Here is a 25,902-nt window from a genome sequence, read left to right as displayed (position 1 = left end):
CGTCGCTCAGGCCGCGTGGTCAACGACCACCTTGCCGAAGACGTCGCCGGAGTGCAGGCGGGCGAATGCCTCCTCAACCGCGGTGAACGGCACCACCCGGTCCACCACCGGGCGCAGCCCCCGCTCGGCGCAGAAGGCCAGCAACGCGGCCAGCTCGTCCGGGGTGCCCATGGAGGTGCCGAGGATCTCCAGCTGCATGGCGAAGACACGGCGCAGGTTGACTTGTGGTTCGTGCCCGGCGGTAGCGCCGGAGACCACGATCCGGGCCATGGGCGCGGCTGACTTCAGCGAGTGGTCGAAGGTCGCGGCACCGACCGTCTCGATCACCAGGTCCACCCGCTCCGGCAACCGGGCACCCGGTTCGACGGCAGTCGCGCCGAGCGCCGCTACCTGCTCCCGCTTGGCGGCGTCCCGGCTGGTGGCGTAGACCCGCTTACCCATCGCGGCGGCGAGCGCGACGGCCGCGGTGGCCACACCTCCACCCGCCCCCTGCACCAGCACGGCGCCGGCCTCGTCCACCCGGCCCCGAGTGGTGAGCATCCGCCACGCGGTCAGCCAGGCGGTGGGCAGGCAGGCGGCGTCCGTCGCCGCCAGGCCCGCCGGCAGCGGCAGCAGGTTCGCCCGGGGTACGGCGACCCGTTCGGCCAGCGTGCCCGGGAAGTGCTCGGAGAGGATCGAGACCCGGCGTGGATCACTCGGCGTGGGGATCACCGGGTAGACGACCACCGGGTTGCCGTCCGGGTCAACGCCGGCCGCGTCGCAGCCCAGGATCATTGGCAGCTGCTCCGCGCGCAGTCCGACGCCGCGCAGCGACCAGAGATCGTGGTGGTTGAGCGCGCTGGCGGTGACCTGGACAGTCACCCAGTCGTCGCCGTGGTGCACGGGTTCAGGCCGCTCGCCGACGGTGAGCGCGGCGAGCGGGTTGGCGTCGTCGAAGCGGGAGGCGAAGGCAGCACGCATGATCGGCACGGTAACAACCCGGGCGGGTGACGAGAAGGCCCGTTGGCGTGTGCGAGGCGGTACGTCGGTACACCGCCGCGCCGCACGACCCCCGCCGCCGCCCCTACCGGGATACGCCGTCGCGCCGCGCGGCCTCCGCGACCGCCTCGGCCACCGCGGGGGCGACCCGCGGGTCGAGTGGTGACGGAACGATCGCCTCGGGTGCAAGCGAGTCGGCCACCACCCCGGCGATCGCGTCCGCCGCGGCCACCTTCATGCCATCGGTGACCCGGGTGGCCCGGGCGTCCAGCGCGCCGCGGAAGACACCAGGGAAGGCGAGCACGTTGTTGATCTGGTTGGGGTGGTCGCTTCGGCCGGTGGCGACCACCGCGACGTGCCGGGCAGCCACCTCCGGCTGCACCTCGGGGGTGGGGTTGGCCAGCGCGAAGACGATCCCGTTCGGAGCCATGCCGGCCACCGCCGCCTCGGGGATCTGGCCACCAGAGACCCCGATCAGCACATCGGCGCCGCGCAGCGCCTCGGCCACGTCGCCCCGCCGGCCGTCACCGTTGGTCAGCTCTGCCAGCTCGGCCTTGGCACTGGTGAGACCGTCACGGTGCGGCCCGATGATGCCCCGGGAGTCGCAGACCACCACCTGTTCCGGGTTTACTCCGCCGGCGACGAGCATCTTGGTCACCGCCACTCCGGCGGCACCCGCACCACTGATCACCACCCGAAGGTCGCCGAGTTTTCGGGTGAGCAACGCCGCCGCATTGCGTAGCGCAGCGAGCACGACGATCGCGGTGCCGTGCTGGTCGTCGTGGAAAACGGGGATGTCCAGCGCCTCGTCGAGGCGCCGCTCGACCTCGAAGCAGCGCGGGGCGCTGATGTCTTCCAGGTTGATGCCGCCGAAGGAGGGGGCGAGGGCCCGTACCGCCGCCACGATCTCGTCCACGTCTTGCGTGTTCAGGCAGATCGGCACCGCGTCCACCCCGCCGAACTGCTTGAAGAGCACGGCCTTGCCCTCCATGACCGGCAACGCGGCGTGTGGGCCGATGTTGCCGAGCCCCAGCACGGCGGAGCCGTCGGTGACGACCGCGACGGTGTGCCCGGCCCAGGTGTAGTCATCAGCGAGCCCGGGGTCGGCGGCGATGGCCGCGCAGACCCGGGCCACCCCGGGGGTGTACGCGAGGGAGAGGTCTTCCCGGCTGGTCAGCGGGACGGTCGAGGCGACGGCAAGCTTGCCGCCCCGATGCAGTCGGAAGACCGGGTCCGCGTTGTCCACAGTGGACGATGACATTGGTGACTCCAGGATCTGTCGATACAGATGGACCAGCCGGTCCGGGCGCGAGGTGGGCGCTGACCGGCGGCGCGAGGTATGGGGGTCACCCGGGACACCTGCCGAGCATAGTGCGGCGCACGCCGCCCGGATGTGAGTAGGGTCATACTTCACGGCGACGCAGCAGCCGAGGCCGCGGCCAGTAGCGCGCCACCACCCGCCCCCAGATGTCCGCCCCACCGTACGCCCGTGAGTCGTCAGTGATCAACGGATTGTCGCCCACGATCCACCAGCCCCCCGCGGTCGGACCGACCGCGCGCTTGACCACCAGCAGGTCGGGACGGCTCCGAAAGACCGCGACCACCACGTCACCGGCCCGGATTCCGCCGTCCCCACGGCGCACCAGTACCGCGTCGCCGTGCCGCAGGGTCGGCGCCATCGAGGGACCCGTCACCAGAACGGCGGAGAGCGACCACCGGGGGCACGGCGGGGGCGGGGGCATGCCGTTCACCTCCACCAGGTACAGCGTCCAAGTAATGTCGTGCTCGATCATCGCAAACTTCCCAGGAGGCTCCTGATGCGACTTCCACGCATCCTCACCCCCCGAGTGACCGCCAGCGCCCACTGCGACCTGCCCTGCGGCGTCTACGACCCGGCACAGGCCCGGATCGAGGCCGAGTCGGTGAAAATGATCTGCGAGAAGTACCAGGCCAACACCGACCCGGAGTTCCGCACCCGGGCCATCCTGATCAAGGAGCAGCGGGCCGAACTGGTGAAGCACCACCTGTGGGTGCTGTGGACCGACTACTTCAAGCCGGCCCACTTCGAGAAGTACCCGCACCTGCACCAGCTCTTCAACGAGGCCACCAAGCTGGCCGGCGCGGCCGGCGCCAAGGGCGCGACCGACCCGGCGAAGGCCGACGAGTTGCTGCAGAAGATCGACGAGATCTCGAAGATCTTCTGGGAGACCAAGAAGGCCTAGGCGAAACGTCAACGACGACGGCCGGCGCGTCCGTGGCGGCGCCGGCCGTCGCCGTGGTAACTGAGTCGGGGGCACCGGGTAGAGTTCCTTGACGGGCCGCCACCCCGATCCGGGTAGCGGGCGCCCGGGGGGATGACGCGTGACTCCGACGACCAGCCAACCCGCCAGCGACGACGTGGTGCACCTGACCGTGCCTGCAGACGGTGGCTATCTGAGTGTGCTCCGCACCGCCACGGCCGGGCTCGCGGCTCGGCTACAGTTCGCCCTCGACGAGATCGAAGATCTCCGCATCGCCGTGGACGAGGCGTGCGCCATGCTGCTTTCGATCGCCACCCAGCACGCGGAACTGGAGTGCCGGTTCTCCGTGACCGACGATGCACTCGCCGTTGAGGTCACGGTGCCAACCTCCCGCGGTGCGCGACTGCCGGCCGAGTCCTCCTTCGCCTGGAAGGTACTCACCGCGTTGACCACCTCGGCCGCCGCCACCGCTGAGAACGACCGCGCGACCATCTCCCTGCTGACCCGTCGCGTCGGCGGCTAGGTCGAACCGGTGGCACCCCACCGGTCAGGACCGAAGGGACCAGCGCCCTCACTCGAAGCCGAGGGCACGGGTCGTCGGCGTACTGAGCAACAGTGCGGTGACGCCGAGGCCGAGCGCCATCAGCGGCCCGCCCAGCCAACCGATCCCGCCCTCGATCATGAACCATCCCATCGGCAACAGCATCAGCTGAAGCACGATCGACGGAGCTCGGGCACCCGCCCGACGCCGGGCGAGCGCCCCGCCCAGCACCCAGAGCACGGCCGCCGCACCCGCGGCGAACGCCGTCAGCAACAGCGCCGACGTCAGGTCGACGGAGGGCGCCACAAGGTTGGCCCAGAGCAGCCAGCCAGCGATCAGACCGACAACGACCGCCTCACCGCGCAGCGTCAGGACGGCCCACCGGAGCGGGCCGGGTATCTGGTTGGAGGCGATCGTCACGCGACCACGATACCGGTGTAGCCACGCGGTACAGTGCCGCCCATGCGGGCCGTCCTGGTGGTCAACCCCAAGGCCACCACCACCAGCGAACGCAGCCGGGATGTCCTGGTCCGGGCGCTGCGCAGTGAAGTCGACCTGTCGGTGCGCTACACCCGAAGCCGGGGGCACGCCACCACCTTGGCTCGCCAGGCGGCCGAGGAGGGCGTTGACCTGGTCGTCACGCTCGGTGGCGACGGCACGGTAAACGAGGTCGTCAACGGCCTGATGTCCGCGCTACCGACGACGGGGCCGACCGGGGGAACGCCAGCCGAGCAGCTACCCGCCCTGGCGACCGTGCCGGGCGGTTCGACGAACGTCTTCGCGCGCGCGCTCGGTCTACCCCGGGAGTGGCCGGACAGCACCAGCATGATCTTGGAAGGGCTGCGACTGAACCGGCACCGCACCATCGGCCTGGGTCGGGCGGATGAGCGTTATTTCACCTTCTGTGCCGGCTTCGGAGTGGACGCCGCGGTGATCCACCGGGTGGAACGCTCCCGCCGACGCGGGCAGGTCTCCACGCCCAGCCTGTACTTCCGATCGACCCTCGCCCAGTACTTTCTCGCCTCGGACCGTCGACACCCCGCTATCGCCCTCCAGCGACCGGACCAGCCCACCGAGGAACAGCTCGCCACAGTGATCGTCCAGAACACCGCGCCCTGGACGTTCATCGGCGACCGGGAGGTGAACCCGAATCCAGAGGCATCATTCGACCTCGGCCTGGACGCGTTCGCACTTCGGCAGCTCCGGGTAACCAGCACGACACGGACGATCACTCAATTCTTCGGCCGTTCCCCGGGGCCGCACGGCAAACAGGTACTCCGCCTCCACGATCAGGCCGAGTTCACCTTGATCGCCCGTCACCCACAGGCGTTCCAGCTCGACGGCGAGTACCTGGGCGAGCGCGAGAAAGTCGAATTCACCGCCGTGCCCGCGGCGGTACGAGTAATCTGCTAGCTCTCGGGCACCCCTTCGGTTGAGCCGGCCCGTCCGACACCGATTGGCGCCACGTTGGGGTGAGTGACGGAAATGTCAGCGAAACCAGCGTCGCCGCACTATATTGATCCCCGACTGTGGTACTCCGAGTATCCGGGGCCCCGGGCAAATCAGGACAAACAAGGTGTGGGCTTGCTCACCGCGCGGAGTTTTCCGAGCGTCACCCTTGACATCGCGAGAGTTCGTGAAAGTATTCACAAGCGACTTGAGTTTCCGGGACATTGCCTGGACGCGCTCAGCAGAATGAGCGATTCCAGCAGGTCGACGGAGCCAACAGACTGCTCACGCACTGCCAGCAAGCCGGGCGCGAACCGTTACGGCCGGCGATGCGGATGCATATAGCAAGCCATCTTCCACCCATCCAGAATGAGGAGTGTTGCCGCCATGGACTGGCGCCACCATGCTGTCTGCCGCGACGAGGACCCCGAGCTGTTCTTCCCGATCGGGACGTCCGGTCCGGCCCTCCTGCAGGTGGAGCAGGCCAAAGCCGTCTGCCGGCGCTGCCCGGTGACGGACCAGTGCCTGCAGTGGGCCCTCGAGTCCGGCCAGGACGCAGGCGTCTGGGGCGGGATGAGCGAGGAGGAGCGGCGCGCCGTCAAGCGGCGCGGCGGTCTCCGGGTGCTGCGCGCTCACACCGCCTGACCACCAGCCGAAGCGGAACGCCCCGGTCGACCCAACTACCGGGGCGTTCCGCTGCCCGACCAGTGTCAACCCGACACCCCGCCACCACCGAGACGACACCACAACGGGTCTAGCCGAAGACCGCGTCGACCCGGCGGAGGACAAGGTCAACCAGCTCGGGAGCGTCCGAGAGCGGCGCCGCCACTGCCACCGCACCGGCCTGCCGGGCCGAGACGGTCACTGCGTCGTGGAACAGCCCGGGCGCCAGGAAGTACGCGGCCACAGCCACCCGCCGCGCGCCCCGTACGCGCAGGCGGGTGACCGCCGTGCCAGCGGCGGGCGGGGCAGCTGAGGCGTAGGAGACCCGGGTCGGAACGGCCAGGGTCGCCCGCAGCGAGGCCGCCACCCGCCCCACCGAGGCGCGCGCGACCGGGTCCCGGGTGCCCGCAGCGGCCAGCACCAGCCCGTCGTAGCCCTCCGGCTCTGCCTCGGCCAGGCGGCGGCGCAGCCCGGCCAACAACGCCGGATCGACCCCCCGGACGGCGGGACCGAGCACGTCGGTCACCCGTACCGCCAGCTCGGGAACCGTCTGGCGGACCGCCGCAACGGCCGCCGGGATGTCCACCCGCCGGTGATACGCGGCGGTTAGCAGCAGCGGCACCAGCACCACCCGGGGGAAACCCGCGCCAGCCAACTCCCGCAACGCCTCCGTCGGACCGGGGCGGGTGTGATCCAGCCAGCTCGGCACCACCCGCCGGCCAGGCCGAGCGGCGGACACCGCCGCAGCCAGCGCCCGCGTCGCCGCGGCGGCCCGCGGGTCTCGACTGCCGTGCGCGACCAGGAGCACCGGGTCCCCGTGACCCCCGGTCTCGCTCAGCCGTGCAGGCCGCACTCGGCCTTCTCGAACATCGCCCACCGGCCGGCCCGCGGATCCTCCCCAGCCTTCGTCCGCCGAGTACAGGGCCAGCAGCCGACCGAGCTGTAGGCCCGGCCGAACAACTCGTTGACCGGCACATCCCAGCGGGAGATGTAGGTCTCCACGTCGGCCTGTGTCCATGCCGCGATCGGGTTGACCTTCACCTTGCCCCGACGCGCGTCGAAGGTCACCACCGGAGTGTTCGCCCGAGATGACGACTCGTCCCGGCGCAGCCCCGCGGCCCACGCGTCGTACCCGACCAGAGCCCGCTCCAGCGACTCCACCTTGCGCAGCTGGCAGCAGTCATCCGGGGAGCGGTGGAACAGCCGCGGCCCGTACTCGCCGTCCTGCTGGCCGACGGTCAGCCGGGGTCGGATCGAACGGACGTTCACCGGCATCGTGCGGGCGACCTGATCCCGAACCCTGAGCGTCTCCGGGAAGTGCAGCCCGGTGTCCAGGAAGACCACATCAACGCCGGGCGCGACCCGAGAGAAGAGGTGGACAAGCACCGCGTCGGCCATCGAACTGGTGACGCAGAACCGGTCCCCGAACGTCTCGACCGCCCACCGCGCCACCGCCAGCGCCGGTGCGCCCGCCAGCTCCCGGCCGGCCGCCTCGGCCAACCTCCGCAACTCCTGCCGGTTCGCTTCCGCAGCGGCCGGTGGTTCACCGGCCCCGACCAGGCCGAGACCGGCCGCCCAGACCAGACCGCTCACCGGAGCACCGCCTTCGCCAACAGCCCATGCAGCCGTACGGTGAAAACCCGGGCACAGGCGTGGCAGTCCCAACTGCCGTGCCCCGCCTCGCTCGGCCGCAGGTCCTCCTCCCCGCAGTACGGGCAGTACAGCGGAACGGAACGGGTGTCACTCATCGCAGCTCCCCCTCGTCGGCCCGGATCACCCAGCTGGCGAACGTTTCCCCGTCGGCGCGACCAGCCAGGTAGCGGCGGGCCAGCTGCTCCACGTACTCCGGGAGCTCCGCCGCCGTGACCTTCAGGCCCCGCGGCTTGCGACCAAACCCCGCGGCTCGGCCCTGCGCCATGCCCAGACCACCGCCGAGATGCACCTGGAAGCCCTCCACCTGGCGGCCGTCCGCGCCAATCATCAGCTGACCCCGGAGACCGATGTCAGCAACCTGGGTACGGGCACACGCGTTCGGGCAGCCGTTGAGGTGAATGGTGATGTCGGCGTCGAAGTCGCGCAGCCGCTCCTCCAGCCGGGCCACCAACTCCGCGCCCCGCGCCTTGGTCTCGACGATGGCCAGCTTGCAGAACTCGAGGCCGGTGCAGGCCATGGCACCCCGCCGCCAGGCCGATGGGCGGGCCGAGAGGCCAAGCTCGCTCAACGCCTCGACCAGGGACTCCGTCCGGTCTGCCGGCACGTCCAACACCAACAGCTTCTGGTACGGAGTCAGCCGAACGCGTTCGCTGCCGTGCGCCTCGACCACGTCGGCGAGCCGGGTGAGCTGGCTACCCGAGACCCGGCCGACCGTCGCAGCGGCCCCAACGTAGTTGCGCCCGTCGCGCTGCTCGTGCACCCCGATGTGGTCAATCTGCTGTGCCGGCAGCTCGGCCGACGGTCCGTCCCGCAGAGCGCGGCCCAGATACTCCTGCTCCAGCACCTCCCGGAACTTCGCCACCCCCCAGTCGGCGACCAGGAACTTCAGCCGGGCGCGGTGGCGCAGCCGTCGGTACCCGTAGTCGCGGAAGATGCCCGCCACCCCCGCCCAGACGTCTGGCACCTCGTGCAGCGGCACCCACACCCCGAGCCGCTGGGCGAGCATCGGGTTCGTCGAGAGGCCGCCACCGACCCAGAGGTCGAAGCCAGGGCCATGATCGGGGTGCACCGCCCCGAGGAAGGCGATGTCGTTCGTCTCGTACGGCGTGTCCACCAGCCAGGAGATCGAGGACTTGAACTTGCGGGGCAGGTTGGCGTACTGCTTGTCGCCGACATAGCGACGGACGATCTCGTCGATCGCCGGCGTCGGATCGATCACCTCGTCGCGGGCCACGCCGGCGACCGGGCTACCGAGCACGATCCGGGGGCAGTCCCCGCAGGCCTCCGTGGTCTGCAGGCCGACCGACTCCAGTCGACGCCAGATCTCCGGCATGTCCTCGACCCGGATCCAGTGGTACTGGATGTTCTGCCGGTCGGTGAGGTCGGCGGTGTCCCGGGCGAACTCGCGGGAGATCTCGGCCACCACCCGAAGCTGGGCCACGGAGAGCTGCCCGCCGTCGATCCGCACCCGGAGCATGAAGAACTCGTCCTCAAGCTCGTGCGGCTCCAGCACCGCGGTACGCCCACCGTCGATGCCGGCCTTGCGTTGCGTGTACAGCCCCCACCAACGGAACCGACCTCGCAGGTCCTGTGGATCGATCGAGGCGAAGCCCTGGTGGGCGTAGATGTTCTCGATCCGCGCCCGGACGTTGAGTGGGTCGTCGTCCTTCTTGATCCGCTCGTTGGCGTTGAGCGGCTCGTGGTGACCGAGGGCCCACTGGCCCTCCCCGCGGGGCCGGCGGGGGGCCCGGGCCGATTGGGGTATCGGGTCCTCGGGCCGGGCCGGGTTGCGCAGCGCCATCGTGGCGTCCTCCATTGTCTGCGGTGCCTCGTGGCCGCTGCGCCGCGCGCGGTGGCCGGCCCCGGCACGACGGGCTGGGCTGGGGCGGAGTAGCCGGCGCAGAGCGCCCGAGACAGCTGGGTCGGGCGTCGTCAGTGGGCCGGACAGATCGCGCTGCGCACGCGGCCGAAATCGACGTGGCGACGGGCCACGAAGTAGCGCACAACGGCGGCAGCCATGACGTCATGCTGCCACGGCGTCACCGAAGCAGCCAAGGTTCGCGTGCGGCATCCCACATCACGGTCAGCGGTGTTCCGGTCCGGCCCCCCGAGGCCCGGCGCTGTGCGAGGCTCAGCGGCATGGGCGCGCGAACCGTGCCGCAGCCGCCGGTGTGGCTGCCGCCGGCGCTGCTGACGCTCGCGGTCACCCTCACCGACGTGGCCGGGGCGCAGCTCTGGCGAGATGAGTTGGCGACGTGGAGCGCCGCCACCCGCCCGCTCGGCGACCTGGTCCGGCTCGCCGGCACGATCGACGCCGCAACCGGGCCGTACTACCTGCTGATGCACCTGTGGGTGGCCGGAGCGGGCGATTCGGTCGCCGCCCTGCGGCTGCCGGCCGTGCTCGCCATGACCACCACCGCGGCCCTGACCGCGCTCCTCGGCGCACGGCTGTACGGTCGGTCCGCCGGACTACTCGCCGGCCTCCTCTTCGCGGTTCTTCCCAGCACCTCCCGGTACGGGCAGGAGGCCCGCCCGTACGCGCTGGCTACCGCCCTCGCTGTCGTGGCGACGCTGTTGCTGGCCGTTGCCGTGGCTGCGGTGCCGGCGGGCCGGCGGGCCGGATCTCGGCTCCGCTGGGCCGGCTACGCCGCCGCGCTGGCCGCGCTGGGCCTTACCCACCTGGTCGCCCTCACCCTGCTCGCGGCCCACGCGGTGGTGGTGCTCGCCGCCCGGCGGCGGCACCCCGACCGACACCTCGTTGGGTCCTGGCTGCTGGCGCTCGTTCCGGTGGTGCTGTTGGTTGGTCCGCTGCTCTGGGTCGCCCACGGCCAGCACGCCCGTCAGCTCGACTGGGTGGACCCGGCCCGCCCCGCCGATCTCGCCGCGTTGGCCGGCGGGGTGACGCAGAGCGGGGTGGTCGGGGGTCTGGTGGTCGGGCTCGCCGCGCTCGGTGCCGCGACACTGGGACGATCGGCGCTACTGCCCGGGGCCGCCGTGCTCCTGCCGGTGCTGCTGGTCTTCGCTGTCGGCGCGGTTGTCCCCCTCTGGGTACCCCGGTACCTGGTCTTCGTGGTGCCGTTCGGCTGCCTGCTGGCCGGGGTCGCCCTGGCCCGGGTGCCGTTCCTACCGGCGCTGACCGTCGTGGCCCTGGCCGGGGCGCTTGGCCTGCCGGCCCAGGCGGCGCTACGGCGGACCCACGAGTGGCCCCGTTCGGCGCTGGTCGACTACGCCGGTGCGGCCCAGATCGTGGCGGACGGGCAGCGCCCCGGCGACGCGGTCGTCTACTCGCCCCGGGAGGGCTGGCTCTTCCTCGACCTGGGCCTGGCCTATCACCTGGGCGACCACCGCCCCCGGGACGTGCTGCTCACCGCCAGCCCAGCCCGCCGGGGCGACCTGTGGGCCGCCGAGTGCGCCCGTCCGGCCCCGTGCCTGGCCGACGCAGATCGGATCTGGCTGGTGCTGGCCGGTCGGCACCACGACCCGCTGGCCGCCGTGCCCGGTCCGAAGGGAACGGCGCTGCGCGACGGGCGGATGGTCGAGCAGGTCTGGCATCCCCCTGGGCTGACCGTCGCCCTGGTACGCCGGTAGCCGGCGCCGATCTCCCCGGATGGTCACAGCCGGTTGAGTGGAAGGACGAGCAGCGCCTCGGTGCCTCCGCTGGCACTCGTCCGCAGCTCGATCGTGCCACACAGCTCCCCGGTGACCAGCGCACGGACGATCTGCAGGCCGAGGCTGCCGCCGCGCTCGGCGTCGAAGCCCGGCGGCAGTCCACCACCGTTGTCGGCGACCGACACATGCAGGATCTTGCGAAACCGGTGCGCCGAGACCACCACCTCGGGGGAGAAGCCCGCGGCTCCTGAGTGCTCGCCCGCCTCGTCATCGGCGGGGAACCCGTGCTCGACGGCGTTCAGCAGAAGCTCATTGAGGACCATCACCAGCGACGTGGCGAGCTCGGCGGTGAGCACGCCAAAGCTGCCCTGACGGCGCATCCGGACGGTCGACTCGGTCGCCGCCACCTCGGTCGCCGCGCTCGCCACCCGGTCCACAATCCCGTCGAACTCGACCACCTCATCGTTGGACATGGAGAGCGTCTCGTGTACCAACGCGATCGAGGCGACCCTGCGGACCGACTCCTCCAACGCGATCCGCGCCTCCGGCATGGCCACCCGGCGGGCCTGCAGCCGCAGCAGGGCGGCGACCGTCTGGAGGTTGTTCTTCACCCGGTGATGGATCTCCCGAATGGTGGCGTCCTTGGTCATCAACGCCCGGTCCCGGCGCCGGACCTCGGTGACATCGCGGACCAGCACCAGCGCGCCGATCGGCACTCCGGCCGGGATCAGCGGTAGCGCCCGGGTCAGCATGGTCGCCCCGCGCGCGTTGATCTCACGTCGGGGCGGTGCCTCGCCCCGAAGTGCGGCGAGCGCCGCGTTGGCCGCGTCGGTCCCCTCGAGCGGGTCATCGGCGAGGCGCCGGTGTAGCGCCGCGAGGTCCTCCCCCACCAGGTCCGAGGCGTAGCCGACCCGTCGGTACGCCGACTGCGCGTTCGGGCTCGCATACGTCACCCTGCCGCCCGCATCCAGCCGGACCAGGCCATCGCCGACCCGGGGAGCGGAGGTGGTCTCCCCCGGATGCCGGGGCGGCGGGAAGGTGCCGTCGGCGAGCATCTGCGCCAGGTCGTCCGCCGTGGTCAGATAGTTCAGCTCCAGTTGGCTGGGGGTCCGAGCGGTCGACAGGTTGGTGTCCCGGCCGACCACGGCGATCACCTCGGCCTGCTCACCGTCGGCGGCCCGCAGCCGCACCGGGATCGCCTCGTGCCGGGCGGGCACGTCCCCATACCAGACCGGATCGCCCTCCCGCCAGATCCGGCCTCGCCGGTAGGCGACCTCCAGGTGGTCCACTTCCGGCCCACCGGTGATTCGGCCTACCTGGTCATGCTGGTATGCGGTGGGCGCGGTGGTCGGTCGCACCTGGGCCACGCAGAGAAACGTCCCGTCCTCGCCCACCGGCACCCAGAGCAGCAGGTCGGCAAAGGACATGTCAGAGAGCAACTGCCAGTCGCCCGCGATCCGGTGCAGATGATCGATGTCAGCGGGACGTAGCTGGGTGTGCTCGTCGGCGAGGTCGCGCAGCGTGGACACGCCGCCCAGCCTGCCACGCCGGAGCTCACATCGTCGCGGTGACCTTCTTCAGACCCCGGGGCGCGTCCGGGTCCTCGCCTCGGGCCAATGCGAGCGCCAGGGCCAGGCGCTGCAGCGGCAGGATGTCCAGCAGCGGCGCGTACCGCTCGTCAACCTCGGGGACGGCGATTCGCGTTGCGGTGGGCACCTCCGCCGAGCCGACCACCACCACATCGGCGCGACGCTCGCCGAGCCGTGGCAGCACCTCTCCCATCGCCTGGCCGCCGGGGCCGGAGCCGACCACCGCGAGCACCGGCACGTCCGGATCGGTCATGGCGAGCGGACCGTGCAGCAGATCGGCACCGGAGAAGGCCAGCGTCGGTAGGTACGAGGTTTCCATCAGCTTCAGCGCGGCCTCCCGCGCGGTCGGGTACGCGTACCCGCGGCCGGTCGTGACCAGCTGCGCGGCGAACCGGTACCGGGGGGCGAGCTGGGCGGGCGTCGGGTCGGCGAGGGTACGCGCGGCGAGTTCGGGCAGCGTGTCGAGGGCGCTGCGCTCAGCGGCCGGCAGCACGCCGTCGCCGGCCCGAATGCCCTCCACCAACATGAGCAGGGCGAGCAGCTCGGCCGTGTAGGTCTTGGTGGCGGCCACCGCCCGTTCGTGCCCGGCGGCGATGTCCACGCTCAGCTCCGCTGCCTCGGCGAGTGGCGAGTCCGGCGCGTTGGTGACTGCGAGGGTGAGCGCGCCGGAGTTCCGGGCGGCCCGCAGCACCTCGGTGAGGTCCGGGGAGCCGCCGCTCTGGCTCACCCCGACCACGAGCGCGGCGGAGAGGTCTGGACGGGCCCCGTACGCGGTGACTGAGCTGGGCGAGGCGAGCCCGGCGGGCAGACCCAACCGGATCTCGGTCAGGTACGTGCCGTAGAGCGCGGCGTGGTCTGAGGTGCCGCGGGCGGTGAACACCACGTGTCGCGGTCGGTGCTCGGCGATGGCGGCGGCGACCCGAGCGATCGGCCCGGCATGCTCAGCGGAGAGCAGGCGGGCGTATGCCGCCGGCTGCTCGTCAATGTCGGCGGCCATGCCGGCCCCTGGACGCGTCACAGAAACTCCTCCTGATGCGCGATTCCCGCGCTTTTATGTTCAGTCTTGCACTTTTCAGCGCTCAAGCGCAACACAACGAGCAGCAGCGCGAGACCATCGCTAAAAATCCTCACTATCACCTACGCTGACCGACCGGAGCGCATACCACCACGGCGGGAGAAGAAACGTGTCCCCGGACAAGCGAGACCTGCCGGCGGCGGAGGAACTGATCCTGGCCCGACTAGCGCTCACCGAGGGCGACCTGGCGCACGCCGCCACCCACATCGCGGGGGCGCTGGCACAGGCACCGACCCTTCCCGAGGCACACGAGTTACTCTCCCGGCTCGCTGCCGTCGCTGGCGACGGACTCGACCTCTTTCCCCTGCACCAGAACGTCTTCGTCGGCACCGTGGTCGCCCGGGCCCACCTACTCGCCGCGGCCGGCCGGCCCGCCGAAGGGTTGGACCTGCTCGTCGCGGCCACTGGCTACGCGCCTGCCGAGCCATGGGCGGAGGTGCCCTGGGTTACCGCGCCCGACCTGGCCGAACGCCTCGGGCCGGAGCGTACCGCCCAGATTCTCATGCAGGTCTGCGCCGCGACCGCCGATCCGATTCCCCGAACTGGCCGGGCCGCCCTCACTCCCTACCTCACGCTGGCGCGCAACGCGGTGACCGCGCACCACGGACACGCGCTGCTGTTCGGGGCCGCCTCCGCCCTGGCCCGGCGGCTCGGCGAGGTAACGCTCGCCGTCCGGTGGGCCGCTCAGGGGTTACGCGCCGAGCCATCCAAGATCGGCGAGGTCTGGCTCGGGTACGCCTATCGAAGCGCGGGGCGAATCCGAGAGGCCCTCGCGGCGCTGGAGCGTGCCGTTGCGCACGACCCGGACGACCTGGCCGTCTACGCCGACATCGCCGGCACCCTCGCCGACCACGGACGGCTGGACGAGGCGCTTGACTGGATCAACCGGGCGCTCGCCCGGGACCCGACGTTTGACTGTGCGGTGCACACCGCCCAGCGGCTGCGCTTCCAACGCGACGGCGATGTCGCCCACCTGATCGCACTGGCGGACTTCGTCCGGGAGCACCCCGAGGATTCCCACGAGCACACCGACCTCGCCGAGTCCTGCGCCGGCCAACCCTGGCTCGGGCAGATCACTCCGGCCGCCGGACCCGCTGTTGACGCGCTCCGGGCCCACCATGCCGGCCGTCAGCTGGGAGCCACCATCCGGTTGGGGTCGCCGGTGCCGCCGAGTGCCCTGCACACCCTCACCCGGTCCGTGCCCGGGCTGCGCGTCCAACTGGCGCAGGGGCCAGGCCCGGACCCGCGGGAACCCCGACGCGTGGTGGCCTGGCACCTGTGGCGGCACGACGGCACACCCGCCGTCGAAGCCCCGTCGCCACTGGCGGCGGAGCACCTCCGGCAGTTCGTGCATCCGGCGTGGCCCCACCCGCCGGCGGCATACGATGCCGCCGTGGCCCTGGCCACCCTGGACCTGACCGACCTACTCGGTCTGCTGGCCCATCCGCCGGCGACCCCACCGACCGCACTGGGTCGGGTCCTCGACGAGCAAAACCCGTCCCTCTGGGTCCGCAGTGTTCAGGTGTGGGCCTGCCTCGGGCTGCTACACCACCGCACCGACGAGCCGTGGCCGACCTCCACCCGCCGGGCCGTGCTGCTGGACCTGGCCTGGGGCGTCGAGGACTGGGCTACCGAGGCCGCACTCTTCGCCCTGGTCACCGTCGCCTGGGTTGACCCGGCGGTCCGCCCCGAGGTCGCCGGGGTGGTCGCCGAACGACTCGCCGATGCGGTCGAGGTGGCGCGGGCCCGTCCGGTCCCGATCGCCCGGTCCCTGGCACATCTGGCACTGGCCACCCCGGACCTGGCCCCGGAGTCCCGAGCGCTGGCCGAGACCGTGGTCGGTGGCCGGCCGCCGGCTCCGGCGCCGCCAAGCCCGCTCCGCCGCCTCTGGCGACGCATCACGACAACGTTTCGCCGCCACTGACCTCGCCGGGCCGACGCTGGGTCAGCGGTGGGCATCCGGGCGTCGGCGCTCCGCCTCGCCGGCCGGCACCGGGATGTTCTCGGTACGCAGCGGAATCTCCCTGATCAGCCAGGCGAGCACCGGTACCACGAGGGTGAACAACAGGGCCCACAGGAACACGTGCGAGACCGCGTCGGCGAGACCACCGAGAACCAGGTCCCGGACCGCCTCTGGTAGCTCCCGAAGTTTCGCGAGGTCCATCGCCGCTCCGGCCTCACCACCGCCGAACATCCCGCCGCCAGGGGAGCTGGCCAGCCGGCTGGCGAAGACGGCCCCGAAGAGCGAGATACCGAACGAACCACCGATCGAACGGAAGAAGGTCGCCGCACCGCTGGCCGCGCCCAGATCACGCTGATCAACGCTGTTCTGCGCAATCAGCATCGTCGTCTGCATCAGAAAGCCCATGCCGACGCCGAGCACGAGTAGGTAGAGCGAGGACTCCGCCACTTCGGTCTGCGCGTCAAGCCGCGTCAGCAGGACCATGCCAGCGCTCATCACCACACCGCCGATAATCGGGAAGACCCGGTACCGGCCGGTCCTGGTGATCGTCCGCCCCACCACCAACGAGACCACCAGCATGCCGAACATCAACGGCAGCAGAAGCAACCCGGATTCGGTGGCGGTGGCGCCCTGCACGGTCTGCTGATAGAGCGGCAGAAAACTCATCGCCCCGTACATCGCGAAGCCGAGCAGGAAGCCAATCACCGAGATCAGCGCGAAGTTTCGGTTGGCGAAGAGGGAAAGCGGCAGGACCGGCTCAACCGCCCGCCGCTCGACGACCCCGAAAACGGCGAGCGACGCCACCGCGAGGACGATCAGGCCAACGATCTGCGGCGAACGCCAGGCGTACTCGTTGCCACCCCACGTGGTGATCAGCACAATCGCGGTGATGCCGACCGCGAGCAGTGCGGCACCGAGCCAGTCGATCCGATGCTCGGTGCGATGCCGGGGCAGCCGCAGGGTGGCGACGAGCAGCACCAGCGCGACCCCGCCGAGGGGCAGGTTGACATAGAAGGCCCAGCGCCAGGAGAGATGGTCAGTGATGAAGCCGCCGACCAACGGGCCAGCCACCAGGGCGATCGCCATGATTCCGGCAATCATCCCTTGGTAGCGGCCCCGCTCGCGGGGCGGCACCAGATCGCCGATGATCGCCAACACGCCGACCATCAGGCCACCCGCGCCGAGGCCCTGCACCGCGCGGAAGGCGATCAGCTCCACCATCCCGTCGTCCGGACCGCCGAGCAGGTCGGAGCCCGCCATGCCGCAGAGCGCGGATCCGACCAGGAAGATCACCACTGAGGTCAGGAAGATCGGCTTCCGGCCGAAGAGATCACCGAGCTTGCCCCAGATCGGAGTGGAGACGGTGGTCCCGAGAACATAGGCGGTAACAACCCAGGTGAAGTGGTTCAGCCCGCCGAACTCACCCACGATCCTCGGCAGTGCGGTGCTGACGATCATGTTGTCCAACATCGCCAGCATCATGGCGATCATCAGGCTGAAGAGCACGATCCGGATATTCGGTCGCGTTGGTGCCGGGGCCGCCTGGGTTGCCTGGGTCATACGTTGTTCCCCCCGGGGGTGATGAGCTTACTTGCCGACCGGCTAGCTAGCTTACTAGCCGCACGGTAAGTTGGGGTGCCGACGACAGTCAAGCGGGTCAGGTGATGAGAGTGCGGGAGAGCACCGGCAGCACACGGGAACGGATCAAGACCGTCGCCCTGGAACTCTTCACCGAGCAGGGCTACGAGAAGACCTCGCTCCGGGAGATCGCCGAACGGCTCGACGTGACGAAGGCGGCGCTCTACTACCACTTCAAGAGCAAGGACGAAATCGTCAACAGCTTCGTCGAGGACCGCCTCGAGCAGCTGGACGACCTCGTCGCCTGGGCCGAGGCCCAACCCGCCACACTGACGACCCGACGGGGCGTAATCAGTCGATACGCGGACACGATGTGCGCCGGGCAACACTCGTCAGTGATGCGCTTCTTCGAGCAGAACCAGACAGCGTTACGGAGTCTCGCCGCCGGGCAGCGGATACGGGAGCGGATGTTCCAGCTGGCCAACCTGCTCTGTGGCGACGACTCCTCCGCCGAGGCCCAACTCCGGGCCACCCTCGCGCTCTTCTCCGTACACAGCAGTTGGTTCGGGGTACGAGCGCCCGGTCTCACCGACCAGGAGCGCAGGGAGGTCGCCCTGAAGGTGGCCGACGAACTGATCGTCGCCATCGGCCCACCCCCGACCGACGCCCCCCGCTGACCCAACCCTCCACTCAGGCGGGAAGCGGAAGCCGCAGTCCACGCAGGAGCACGCCGGCGACCGGCGACCAGTCCAGCTCCGGCGCCCGAGTGAACCCCCGCCGCTGATAGAGCCGCTGCGCCGAGGCGGCGAGGCCATCCCGAATACAGATCACCAGGGCAGAGCAGCCCAACTCGGTCGCCCGCGCCACGCACGCCTCCACCAGAGCCGCGCCAACTCCCCGCCCCTGCACTGCCGGGTCCACGGCGAGCATCCGGAACTCCGCCTCGCCGGCTCCGGAGAGCTCGGCGTAACGGGTACCGGGCAGGACGAAGAGGACCGAACCGAGCACGGCGTCGGTGCCGACGTCCACGGCGACCAACACCTCACCGTGCGCCACCCGAGCCGGGACATCGGCGAGCACCGCCGCGTAACCGTTCTCCCCCTTGAGCTGCCCGTCCGCCTCGTAGGCGGCGACCGTCAGCTGGGCGACCGCGGCATGCTCAGCCGGCTTGACGGGGCGGACCAGGAGACTCAACCGATCACCGCGATCAGGTCGCCGTCCTGCACCACGTCCCCCTCGTTGACCGCCAGCTCCTGCACGACGCCGTCGGACTCGCTGACGACCGGGATCTCCATCTTCATCGACTCCAGGATCACCAATGTGTCCCCCTCGGACACGGTGTCCCCGGCCGACGCGACGACCTTCCAGACGTTCGCCACCATCTCGGCGCGGATCTCCTCGGCCATCTCCACAGCCCCTTCTCTCACGACTGTCCTGCCGACGTATCCAATCATGAGCCGGGTCGGGGCGGGGCAGCCACGCCAAGACCAGACATCCAGCCTGGCAGGCGCCAGTACCACCCGAGCACGATTCGAGAAGCGGCGTGGGGCCTCGCCGGGCGACGCCGCGGGCCGGGCCCGTCCGCCGGTGGCAACGGCACTAGGGTCGAACACGTCCGTTTTCCCGCCGCGGCGGTCACGCCGCCGTGGCGCCCACCAACGAGGAGGTCACCATGGCCAAGAGGGCCCGGAAGAAGAAGGCCCGCAAGAAGGGCGCGGCCAACCACGGCAAGCGCCCCAACTCCTGAGCCGCCGCCGCGCCCAGGCACAGCCGGCTCGGCCAGCGGAAACGACGGTGGCCCGGACCGAAATCGGTCCGGGCCACCGCGGTGTCACCCCGGTCAGTCAGCCAACTCACGCGACTCACTGCTGCCGAAGACCACGAGTTCGGCGAGCTTGCTGCGGAGCCGCTCGCGAAGCTGGTCAGGTGCGGTCTCATTACCGCAGCAGCGGGCCACGAGCGCCTGAACCTCCTGCTCGATGCCGTACTCGCGCAGGCACGGACCACACTCGTCGAGGTGTTGCCGGATCAGCTTCCGCCGCTCCTCGGCGCACTCCAGGTCCAGATACAGGTAGACCTCCGCCAACACCTCGCGGCAGTCCGTCTCGTGCGGCTCTCCACAACTCACGTCATACCCCCCGGCCGGTCGAGCCCTTGGCCGACGACGCAGAGCTGAAGCCCCGCTCGGCCGCGTACTGCTCCAGCAGCTTGCGCAAATTACGACGACCGCGGTGCAGGCGTGACATCACGGTGCCGATCGGCGTACCCATGATCTCGGCTACCTCCTTGTAGGAGAAGCCCTCGACGTCAGTGAGGTAGACAGCCAGCCGGAACTCCTCGGGTAGCTGTTGGAGCGCCTGCTTGATGTCGCTGTCCGGCAACCGGTCCAGCGCCTCCGTCTCAGCGGAGCGCAGCCCGCTGGAGGTGTGCGACTCGGCCTCGGCGAGTTGCCAGTCGGTGATCTCGTCGGTCGGCGCCTGAATCGGCTGCCGCTGCCGCCGGCGGTAGGAGTTGATGTAGGTGTTGGTCAGGATTCGATACAGCCACGCCTTCAGGTTGGTGCCCTGCTCGAACTGGTGAAAGGCGGCGTACGCCTTCAGGTACGTCTCCTGGACCAGATCCTCGGCATCTGCCGGGTTGCGGGTCATCCGTAGTCCAGCAGCGTAGAGCTGGTCAACGAAGGGCATCGCGTCGCGCTCGAAGCGGGCCCTGCGCTCGTCCGTCTTCTCGGTGGTCAACCGCGCATCCCCTCGGGTCGGATGTTTCCTCGCCGAGGATACGTGCAACACCCCGCCGACAGATTCACTTCCACCCAGGTGCCCGACCGAGACCCGGTCCGCCGGTGCCACCGCTGGCCAGCTCGGCCCCTCCAGCACGCGGTGCCGCCGCCGTGTGTCCCGATCGTCCAACTCCCGGGCCTGCGTCTCGACCGGCACCGGCCACCCCCCTCGTCGAAAAGTCGTCCGCGGGGTGTAACGCAGGTCGGCGGGGCGGGAATTCCAGCTATCGGCCCATTTCCTGGTCCCGACCCAACCTCGGCGGGGGCGGAGCTGGGACCAGGAAGGGCCCGGGAGGACCGGCGCCGCCGCCGGGCTGGGGCACGCGGCACCATCCAAAGCAACGAAAGTCTTCCACCGCGGTCACGCCTCATCGGCGCAGTCGGACGATCCGGCCCCCCGCAACGGCCGATCCGGAGCGCGGGTCCAGCCACCGGCGCGCAGCCAGTCAAGGACGACCGCCGCCGCGCCCGCCGGATCCTTGCGCAGCTCATGCCGCTCCCCCGGCCGGGTGACGACTCGCACCGTCGGCACCGCGGCCACCGGCACCCCGAAGGGGTCCCGGTCGCCGTTCACCACCAACGTCGGCACGCTGGCCGGCAGCTCGGCGGCGCGAGACCGCTCCGGCCGGCCCGGTGGATGCAGCGGAAACGCCAGGGCCACCACGCCGGCCGCCCCAACCGCGTCGGCGGTGCGGCAGGCCACCCGGGCACCGCTGGAACGGCCGCCCACCACCAGCGGAACTCCGGGACACCGCGCCCGAAGCACGGACAACACCACCGTCCAGGCCACGTCGAGTTGCCGCGCGGGCGCGGGTGCGCGGCGCCCCGCGAGCCGGTAGGGCTGAGTCACGCGGGCGACAACCAGACCAGCGGTCAGCGCAGCCTCCCGGAGCGCGAGCAGGTCCGGCGCGTCCACCCCGCCGCCCGCTCCGTGACCGAGCACCAACAGAGCGGCCGGCGGACCGACGGGCCGATCGAGCTCCACCCCGGCCGGCCCGTGCGGAGTGATGATCTCCTCGGTCGGCGTCACGCCACCATTCTGACCGTCACGCCGATGCGCAGATCACGCCGCCACGCCGGCCGTCAACGGCCGAGCGGCACCGGGGCCAGCCGCCGGCCCCGGACCAGCGGCCGACCGGCATCGGCTAGTGCTGGCTGAACCTCGCCGCGCCAGGCGACCAGCATGGCCCGGCGCTCGCGCGGGGTGGTGCCACCCCAGACGCCGTAGCAGTCGCCAACCTCCAGCGCCCAGGCGAGACAGGCCCCCTGCACGTCGCAGGTATGACAGAGCGCTATAGCGGCGTCCGCCGGCTCGTTGGGTGCCGGAAAGAAAGTTTCCGGGTCAACGCTTTGGCAGAGACCTCTGGTACGCCATGCTTCGTCTCGCTGACGCTCGTGCAGGGCCCGCAACAGGCGCGTGTCACGTCGTGCAGCGGCAACCTCGTGTGGACGGGGCATACGTGCCCTGGTCATCCACCCACCTCCCCCGTGGGACCGGAAATCTCGGGCGCGACTCGCTGCATGCGGATCGACACCCACCACCGGCGCTCTGGTGTATCGCACTTTTCGACGTCGATACAAGGGGTAGCGGGAAAAAGTTGAATTAACCAAGACAGTTTTGCTCTTAAAACCGACAAATCACCTGACCTTAAGTCGCGAATACGTCAGAAAAGTGTCCCCTCCCCAGACCCGCTGCCACGCCGGTGCGGCACCGACGCCGCGACCCGTTCGACGAGCCCCGGGCCGTCGTTCCGGACGTTGCCCACTGCCGACCCCACCGGACGGACCTCCAACCCGGCCAGCCACTCCAGCGACGGCGGGGTGAGCAGATCCGCCGGCTGGTCCGTGCGCCCCAGCCAGGCACCCCACCGCTCGGTGGGCAGCAACAACGGCATCCGGTCGTGCACGTCGGCCAGGTCACCGCGGGCGGGGGTGGTCACGATGCTGCAGGTGAGCAACGGCCCGCCCGGGCCCTCCCACACCGAGCAGATGCCGGCGAAGACGACCGGCGAGCCGTCCCGGGCAGTCAGGTAGTACGCCTGCTTGCCACCCGGGTGACGGACCCACTCGTACCAACCGTCCGCCGGCAGCAGACACCGGTGGCAGGCGAAGGCACGGGCGTACGCCCGGCTCGTGGCCACCGTCTCGGCCCGAGCATTGATCATGCGAGCAGCGCCGGCCGGGGAGCGCGACCAGGCCGGGACGAAGCCCCAGCGCCCCAGCGAAAGCACCCGCTGGCCTGCCACGGTGGCCTGGACCAGCGGCACCGGATCGGTGGGGGCGACGTTGTAGGCCGCGCCGAGCCGACCACCCGTTTCGTCGTACGACTCGAACATCGCGCTCAGGTCCCCCGCGGACCTTGTCGTCGCGTATCTCCCGCACACACCGGACACGCTAGCGTCCCAACCGGTCGCCTGCCGTCCCGCGAAGCGGGCCGGCACCCGGGGGTAGCCGACGATGACCGGTAGTAAAGGCGGCAGAATGTAACCGTGGGAAATCTGACCGCCACCCGGCCGCCGCTGCCGTGGACCGCCCCGACCGCCTCGGATCCGGTCTCGACGAAGCTGCGCCTGCCCGGCTCCAAGTCACTCACCGCGCGCGCCCTGGTGCTCAGCGGCCTGGCTACCGGCCCATCAACGCTCGCGCGGCCCCTGCGAGCCCGGGACACCGAGTTGATGGCCAACGGGCTACGGGCGATGGGTGCCCACGTCTCGACCAGCGATGACGAACGCTGGCTGGTCCGGCCGCACCCGCTGGCCGGGCCGGCGCACATTGATGTCGGCCTCGCCGGCACGGTGATGCGCTTCCTGCCCCCGGTTAGCGGCCTCGCGGACGGTCGAATCACCTTCGACGGCGACCCACAGGCCCGCCAGCGTCCGCTGGGGCCACTCCTGGACGCCCTGCGCCGCCTCGGTGTCCGGATCACCTCGCCGGCCTCCGGGAGCCTGCCGCTGACCGTGCTCGGTGGCGGAAACATTCGCGGCGGCGAGGTCGTGATCGACGCCAGCGCCTCCAGTCAACTCGTCTCCGGGCTGCTCCTGGCGGCTCCCCGCTTCGACCGAGGGGTGGTCGTTCGACACGTCGGCCCGCCGGTGCCCTCCGCACCCCACCTGCGGATGACGGTGCAGATGCTGCGAGCCGCCGGTGCCGCCATCGATGACACCACCCCCGATGTCTGGACAGTCGAACCGGGCCCACTGACCGGCCGTGGCTGGGAGATCGAGCCCGACCTCTCCGGCGCGGTCCCCTTCTTCGCCGCCGCACTGGTCACCGGCGGAGAGGTAACCGTGACCGGCTGGCCGGGCGGCAGCGTCCAGCCAGTCGAGCGGCTCCGCGGGCTGTTGCAGGCGATGGGGGGCGAGGTGTCCCTCACCACCACCGGGCTGACCGTGCGGGGCACCGGCACCGTCCACGGCCTGACCGCCGACCTCTCCGACGTGAGTGAGCTGACCCCGGCTTTGACCGCGCTGGCGATGCTCGCCGACTCCCCCTCCCGGTTTACCGGGATCGCCCACATCCGGGGGCACGAGACCGATCGAATCTCGGCGCTCGCCCGCGAGTTCACCGCTCTCGGCGCCGACCTCACCGAGTCCCAGGACGGGCTGGCGATCCGACCCCGGCCGCTTCGCGGCGGAGTGTTTGAGACCTACCACGACCACCGGATGGCACACGCCGCCGCGATCGCCGGGCTGGCCGTGCCCGGCATCGAGCTGAGCGACGTTGCCTGCACCTCGAAGACGATGCCGGAGTTCCCGGCGCTATGGTCGGCGATGGTGACCGGCAAGAGCTGAGGGGAGCTGTCCTGGCAACGAGGCGGCGGGAGTACGACGAGGACGACGTCCGGATTCGGCCCGGCAGATCCTCACGCCCACGTACCCGCAGGCGCCCGCGCCACGCGGACGCGGTCGAGGGGTTCGTCACGGCCGTGGACCGCGGGCGCTACACCTGCGTACTGGAGGGCGCCGACCCAAAGCAGGCGCCGGTGACCGCGATGCGGGCCCGGGAGTTGGGTCGCAAGTCCGTCGTGGTAGGCGACCAGGTAGGGCTGGTTGGCGACACGTCCGGTAGGCCGGGGGCGCTGGCCCGGATCGTTCGCATAGCCGACCGCAGCTCGGTGCTGCGACGCACCGCCGAAGATGACGCGACCACCGCCGAAGGGCGACTGGAACGGGTCGTTGTCGCCAACGCCGACCAGCTCGTCATCGTCAGCGCACTGGCCGATCCGCCGCCCCGGACCGGCTTCATCGACCGCTGCCTGGTCGCGGCGTACGACGCCGACATCGAACCGCTGCTCTGCCTCACCAAGGCCGACCTCGCAGGGCCGGAGGAGGTGCTCGGGTACTACGCCGACCTGGAGCTGCCCTATGTCCTGATCTGCCCTGACTCGACCCTGGACGCGCTACGCGGCCTCCTCGCTGGGCGGATCTCGGTGCTGGTAGGGCACTCCGGGGTAGGTAAGTCGACCCTGGTCAACCGCTTGGTCCCCGCGGCCACCCGGGCAGTTGGCCAGGTCAGCGCGATCGGTCGAGGCCGGCACACGTCAACCAGTGTGGTGGCGTTGCCGTTGCCACCGGTCGCCGACACCGCCGAGGGCTGGATCATTGACACCCCGGGAATCCGCAGCTTCGGGCTGGCCCACGTCTCCGCCGAGAGCCTTCTGCACGGCTTCCCCGACCTCGCCGAGGGGGCGGCCGACTGCCCGGCGAACTGCCCACACACTGTCGGTGAGCCGCTCTGCGGACTGGGCGCCCGAGTCGCCGCCGGCCAGGCCGACCCACGCCGGTTGGCCTCATACCGGCGGCTCCTCGCCTCACGCACGGGCGAGAGCGAGCCGCGCACCAAGCCCAGTTCCCGAGACCCGAGTAGCCCGTCGGCGGGGAGCTGACCGGACCGGCACTACTGTTCCCTGGATGAAGGGTTACGCCGCCGACATCACCCTCGCCCACCGCCTCGCGGACGCCGCCGACGCCGTCTCCGCCGCACGCTTTCGCGCCGTGGACCTTCGGGTGGAGACGAAGCCTGATCTCACCCCGGTTTCCGACGCCGACACCGCGGTCGAGCAGGAGATTCGGGCCCTGCTCGCCGCCGAGCGCCCCAACGACGGTCTCCTCGGTGAGGAGTACGGCGAGCAGCCCGCCGCCGGCCCGGACGGGCGACGGTGGGTGATCGACCCGATCGACGGGACGAAGAACTTCATTCGCGGCGTACCAGTGTGGGCCACGCTGATCGCCCTGCTCGAGGGGGACCATCCGGTCGTCGGGCTGGTCTCCGCTCCGGCTCTGGGGCGACGCTGGTGGGGGGCGCTCGGCGAGGGGGCGTACGCAGGGCCGGACCAGGCGTCCGGTGCGCCGGTCCAGGTATCGGCGGTGGCCGAGCTGACCGATGCCAGTTTCTGCTATTCCTCGCTCAACGGCTGGGAGGAGAGCGGCCGGCTGCCGGCGGTCCTACAGATCATGCGAGACGCCTGGCGCAGTCGGGCATACGGCGACTTCTACGGCTACATGCTGCTGGCCGAGGGGGCGCTGGACATCATGGTGGAGCCGGAGCTGTCGCTGTGGGACATCGCCGCGCTGGTGCCGATCGTGACCGAGGCGGGCGGAACCTTCACCAACCTGGCGGGCCAGCCCGCCCCGGGGGACATCGGCTCCGGCGGAGTCAGCGCGATCGCCACGAACGGTCCGCTACACACCAACGTCCTCGCCCGCCTGGGTTGAGTACCTGCGCGCTGATTTCGGTCAACCTCTATCCTCGCGCTGTGGTTTCCTCCGGTTGGTGCTTCCTCGCG

At 70.8% G+C, this 25,902-nt stretch carries 29 protein-coding genes; 11 read left to right on the top strand and 18 right to left on the bottom strand.

The genetic code is table 11. The features are described from left to right. Positions 1 to 6: 6 nt before the first annotated feature. The 3 genes from AC1UKG_RS23445 to AC1UKG_RS23435 all read right to left on the bottom strand — a co-directional run bounded on the left by AC1UKG_RS23445 (position 7) and on the right by AC1UKG_RS23435 (position 2,771). Positions 7 to 969, bottom strand: coding sequence for a zinc-binding dehydrogenase (locus AC1UKG_RS23445; protein WP_018813959.1), 963 nt, complete (start codon positions 967 to 969; stop codon positions 7 to 9). Between the two features lie 94 nt (positions 970 to 1,063). Beyond that, complete coding sequence (locus AC1UKG_RS23440) at positions 1,064 to 2,239, bottom strand: NAD(P)-dependent malic enzyme (protein ID WP_482643020.1); 1,176 nt, start codon at positions 2,237 to 2,239, stop codon at positions 1,064 to 1,066. A 142-nt stretch (positions 2,240 to 2,381) separates the two neighbouring features. After that, a complete protein-coding gene (locus tag AC1UKG_RS23435; protein ID WP_018744090.1) occupies positions 2,382 to 2,771 on the bottom strand; it encodes a S24/S26 family peptidase in 390 nt (129 codons plus the stop codon). A gap of 24 nt (positions 2,772 to 2,795) precedes the next feature. Between AC1UKG_RS23435 and sodN the strand changes: the two genes are divergently transcribed. Together sodN and AC1UKG_RS23425 are read left to right on the top strand one after the other, a co-directional pair. Beyond that, positions 2,796 to 3,200 carry a superoxide dismutase, Ni gene (gene sodN / locus AC1UKG_RS23430; protein WP_018216841.1) on the top strand — a complete coding sequence of 135 codons (405 nt, stop codon included), beginning with the start codon at positions 2,796 to 2,798 and terminating at the stop codon, positions 3,198 to 3,200. Positions 3,201 to 3,339: 139 nt separating this feature from the next. After that, the gene (locus tag AC1UKG_RS23425; protein ID WP_018744092.1) at positions 3,340 to 3,741 is read left to right on the top strand and encodes an ATP-binding protein; all 402 of its coding nucleotides are present in this window, start codon (positions 3,340 to 3,342) and stop codon (positions 3,739 to 3,741) included. A gap of 48 nt (positions 3,742 to 3,789) precedes the next feature. Here AC1UKG_RS23425 and AC1UKG_RS23420 read toward each other — a convergent pair whose 3' ends face one another. Next, on the bottom strand, positions 3,790 to 4,179 hold the full coding sequence (locus tag AC1UKG_RS23420; protein WP_018744093.1) for a hypothetical protein: 390 nt from the start codon (positions 4,177 to 4,179) through the stop codon (positions 3,790 to 3,792). Between the two features lie 42 nt (positions 4,180 to 4,221). On the opposite strand from AC1UKG_RS23420, the gene AC1UKG_RS23415 reads away from it, so the two are divergent. Together AC1UKG_RS23415 and AC1UKG_RS23410 are read left to right on the top strand one after the other, a co-directional pair. Next, on the top strand, positions 4,222 to 5,172 hold the full coding sequence (locus AC1UKG_RS23415; RefSeq protein WP_018744094.1) for a diacylglycerol kinase family protein: 951 nt from the start codon (positions 4,222 to 4,224) through the stop codon (positions 5,170 to 5,172). Positions 5,173 to 5,595: 423 nt separating this feature from the next. Then, positions 5,596 to 5,853, top strand: coding sequence for a WhiB family transcriptional regulator (locus tag AC1UKG_RS23410; protein WP_025616811.1), 258 nt, complete (start codon positions 5,596 to 5,598; stop codon positions 5,851 to 5,853). Between the two features lie 109 nt (positions 5,854 to 5,962). Here the strand turns inward: AC1UKG_RS23410 and AC1UKG_RS23405 are convergent, their stop codons facing one another. From AC1UKG_RS23405 to AC1UKG_RS23390, 4 genes are read right to left on the bottom strand one after another with little or no spacing between them, the layout of a single operon-like run. Further along, positions 5,963 to 6,724, bottom strand: a complete 762-nt coding sequence (locus AC1UKG_RS23405) for a CbiX/SirB N-terminal domain-containing protein (RefSeq protein WP_018744095.1) — start codon at positions 6,722 to 6,724, stop codon at positions 5,963 to 5,965. Further along, positions 6,706 to 7,464, bottom strand: a complete 759-nt coding sequence (locus tag AC1UKG_RS23400; protein ID WP_018744096.1) for a phosphoadenylyl-sulfate reductase — start codon at positions 7,462 to 7,464, stop codon at positions 6,706 to 6,708. Before AC1UKG_RS23400 ends, AC1UKG_RS23405 begins: the two co-directional genes overlap by 19 nt. Further along, positions 7,461 to 7,619 (bottom strand): hypothetical protein, encoded by a 159-nt coding sequence (locus AC1UKG_RS23395; protein WP_018744097.1) that lies wholly within the window; start codon positions 7,617 to 7,619, stop codon positions 7,461 to 7,463. Before AC1UKG_RS23395 ends, AC1UKG_RS23400 begins: the two co-directional genes overlap by 4 nt. Continuing rightward, complete coding sequence (locus AC1UKG_RS23390; protein WP_018744098.1) at positions 7,616 to 9,340, bottom strand: sulfite reductase; 1,725 nt, start codon at positions 9,338 to 9,340, stop codon at positions 7,616 to 7,618. Before AC1UKG_RS23390 ends, AC1UKG_RS23395 begins: the two co-directional genes overlap by 4 nt. Before the next feature lie 323 nt (positions 9,341 to 9,663). Between AC1UKG_RS23390 and AC1UKG_RS23385 the strand changes: the two genes are divergently transcribed. Continuing rightward, positions 9,664 to 11,112 (top strand): glycosyltransferase family 39 protein, encoded by a 1,449-nt coding sequence (locus tag AC1UKG_RS23385; protein ID WP_018744099.1) that lies wholly within the window; start codon positions 9,664 to 9,666, stop codon positions 11,110 to 11,112. A 23-nt stretch (positions 11,113 to 11,135) separates the two neighbouring features. Here the strand turns inward: AC1UKG_RS23385 and AC1UKG_RS23380 are convergent, their stop codons facing one another. Both AC1UKG_RS23380 and AC1UKG_RS23375 read right to left on the bottom strand, forming a co-directional pair. Beyond that, positions 11,136 to 12,662 carry a PAS domain-containing sensor histidine kinase gene (locus AC1UKG_RS23380; RefSeq protein WP_018744100.1) on the bottom strand — a complete coding sequence of 509 codons (1,527 nt, stop codon included), beginning with the start codon at positions 12,660 to 12,662 and terminating at the stop codon, positions 11,136 to 11,138. Between the two features lie 25 nt (positions 12,663 to 12,687). Beyond that, on the bottom strand, positions 12,688 to 13,719 hold the full coding sequence (locus AC1UKG_RS23375) for an SIS domain-containing protein (protein WP_018744101.1): 1,032 nt from the start codon (positions 13,717 to 13,719) through the stop codon (positions 12,688 to 12,690). A gap of 187 nt (positions 13,720 to 13,906) precedes the next feature. Here AC1UKG_RS23375 and AC1UKG_RS23370 point away from each other — a divergent pair, with 187 nt between their 5' ends. Then, positions 13,907 to 15,721 (top strand): tetratricopeptide repeat protein, encoded by a 1,815-nt coding sequence (locus AC1UKG_RS23370; RefSeq protein ID WP_018744102.1) that lies wholly within the window; start codon positions 13,907 to 13,909, stop codon positions 15,719 to 15,721. Between the two features lie 21 nt (positions 15,722 to 15,742). Here AC1UKG_RS23370 and AC1UKG_RS23365 read toward each other — a convergent pair whose 3' ends face one another. Next, positions 15,743 to 17,320, bottom strand: coding sequence for an MDR family MFS transporter (locus AC1UKG_RS23365; protein WP_018813964.1), 1,578 nt, complete (start codon positions 17,318 to 17,320; stop codon positions 15,743 to 15,745). Between the two features lie 104 nt (positions 17,321 to 17,424). Here AC1UKG_RS23365 and AC1UKG_RS23360 point away from each other — a divergent pair, with 104 nt between their 5' ends. Further along, complete coding sequence (locus AC1UKG_RS23360) at positions 17,425 to 18,015, top strand: TetR/AcrR family transcriptional regulator (protein ID WP_033662824.1); 591 nt, start codon at positions 17,425 to 17,427, stop codon at positions 18,013 to 18,015. Between the two features lie 13 nt (positions 18,016 to 18,028). Here the strand turns inward: AC1UKG_RS23360 and AC1UKG_RS23355 are convergent, their stop codons facing one another. Together AC1UKG_RS23355 and AC1UKG_RS23350 are read right to left on the bottom strand one after the other, a co-directional pair. Then, complete coding sequence (locus tag AC1UKG_RS23355) at positions 18,029 to 18,532, bottom strand: GNAT family N-acetyltransferase (protein WP_018744105.1); 504 nt, start codon at positions 18,530 to 18,532, stop codon at positions 18,029 to 18,031. Beyond that, positions 18,529 to 18,750, bottom strand: coding sequence for a biotin/lipoyl-binding carrier protein (locus AC1UKG_RS23350; RefSeq protein WP_018216856.1), 222 nt, complete (start codon positions 18,748 to 18,750; stop codon positions 18,529 to 18,531). Before AC1UKG_RS23350 ends, AC1UKG_RS23355 begins: the two co-directional genes overlap by 4 nt. A 260-nt stretch (positions 18,751 to 19,010) precedes the next feature. Between AC1UKG_RS23350 and AC1UKG_RS23345 the strand changes: the two genes are divergently transcribed. Next, on the top strand, positions 19,011 to 19,085 hold the full coding sequence (locus AC1UKG_RS23345) for a 50S ribosomal protein bL37 (RefSeq protein WP_372492465.1): 75 nt from the start codon (positions 19,011 to 19,013) through the stop codon (positions 19,083 to 19,085). Positions 19,086 to 19,178: 93 nt separating this feature from the next. Here the strand turns inward: AC1UKG_RS23345 and rsrA are convergent, their stop codons facing one another. The 5 genes from rsrA to AC1UKG_RS23320 all read right to left on the bottom strand — a co-directional run bounded on the left by rsrA (position 19,179) and on the right by AC1UKG_RS23320 (position 22,501). After that, positions 19,179 to 19,466: a mycothiol system anti-sigma-R factor gene (gene rsrA / locus AC1UKG_RS23340; protein ID WP_018744107.1), complete on the bottom strand. Its 288-nt coding sequence runs from the start codon at positions 19,464 to 19,466 to the stop codon at positions 19,179 to 19,181. Position 19,467: 1 nt separating this feature from the next. Further along, positions 19,468 to 20,274 (bottom strand): sigma-70 family RNA polymerase sigma factor, encoded by an 807-nt coding sequence (locus AC1UKG_RS23335; protein WP_018744108.1) that lies wholly within the window; start codon positions 20,272 to 20,274, stop codon positions 19,468 to 19,470. A 204-nt stretch (positions 20,275 to 20,478) separates the two neighbouring features. Beyond that, positions 20,479 to 21,147, bottom strand: a complete 669-nt coding sequence (locus tag AC1UKG_RS23330) for an alpha/beta family hydrolase (RefSeq protein WP_018744109.1) — start codon at positions 21,145 to 21,147, stop codon at positions 20,479 to 20,481. A 53-nt stretch (positions 21,148 to 21,200) separates the two neighbouring features. Further along, complete coding sequence (locus AC1UKG_RS23325; protein ID WP_026271319.1) at positions 21,201 to 21,590, bottom strand: WhiB family transcriptional regulator; 390 nt, start codon at positions 21,588 to 21,590, stop codon at positions 21,201 to 21,203. Positions 21,591 to 21,781: 191 nt separating this feature from the next. Beyond that, positions 21,782 to 22,501 carry an SOS response-associated peptidase gene (locus tag AC1UKG_RS23320; protein WP_033662830.1) on the bottom strand — a complete coding sequence of 240 codons (720 nt, stop codon included), beginning with the start codon at positions 22,499 to 22,501 and terminating at the stop codon, positions 21,782 to 21,784. A gap of 105 nt (positions 22,502 to 22,606) precedes the next feature. On the opposite strand from AC1UKG_RS23320, the gene aroA reads away from it, so the two are divergent. From aroA to hisN, 3 genes are read left to right on the top strand one after another with little or no spacing between them, the layout of a single operon-like run. After that, entirely contained in the window at positions 22,607 to 23,908 is a 1,302-nt protein-coding gene (aroA, locus tag AC1UKG_RS23315; RefSeq protein WP_018744112.1) for a 3-phosphoshikimate 1-carboxyvinyltransferase, read from the top strand. Then, entirely contained in the window at positions 23,878 to 25,002 is a 1,125-nt protein-coding gene (gene rsgA / locus AC1UKG_RS23310) for a ribosome small subunit-dependent GTPase A (protein WP_482643021.1), read from the top strand. Before aroA ends, rsgA begins: the two co-directional genes overlap by 31 nt. 25 nt (positions 25,003 to 25,027) lie before the next feature. Continuing rightward, positions 25,028 to 25,831 carry a histidinol-phosphatase gene (hisN, locus tag AC1UKG_RS23305; protein WP_018744114.1) on the top strand — a complete coding sequence of 268 codons (804 nt, stop codon included), beginning with the start codon at positions 25,028 to 25,030 and terminating at the stop codon, positions 25,829 to 25,831. Positions 25,832 to 25,902: the final 71 nt, after the last annotated feature.

The organism is Salinispora sp. CH2A1_6, assembly GCF_056820975.1.
The sequence above is the reverse complement of the archived record's forward strand: the minus strand, read 5'-3'. Positions and strand labels throughout refer to the sequence as shown.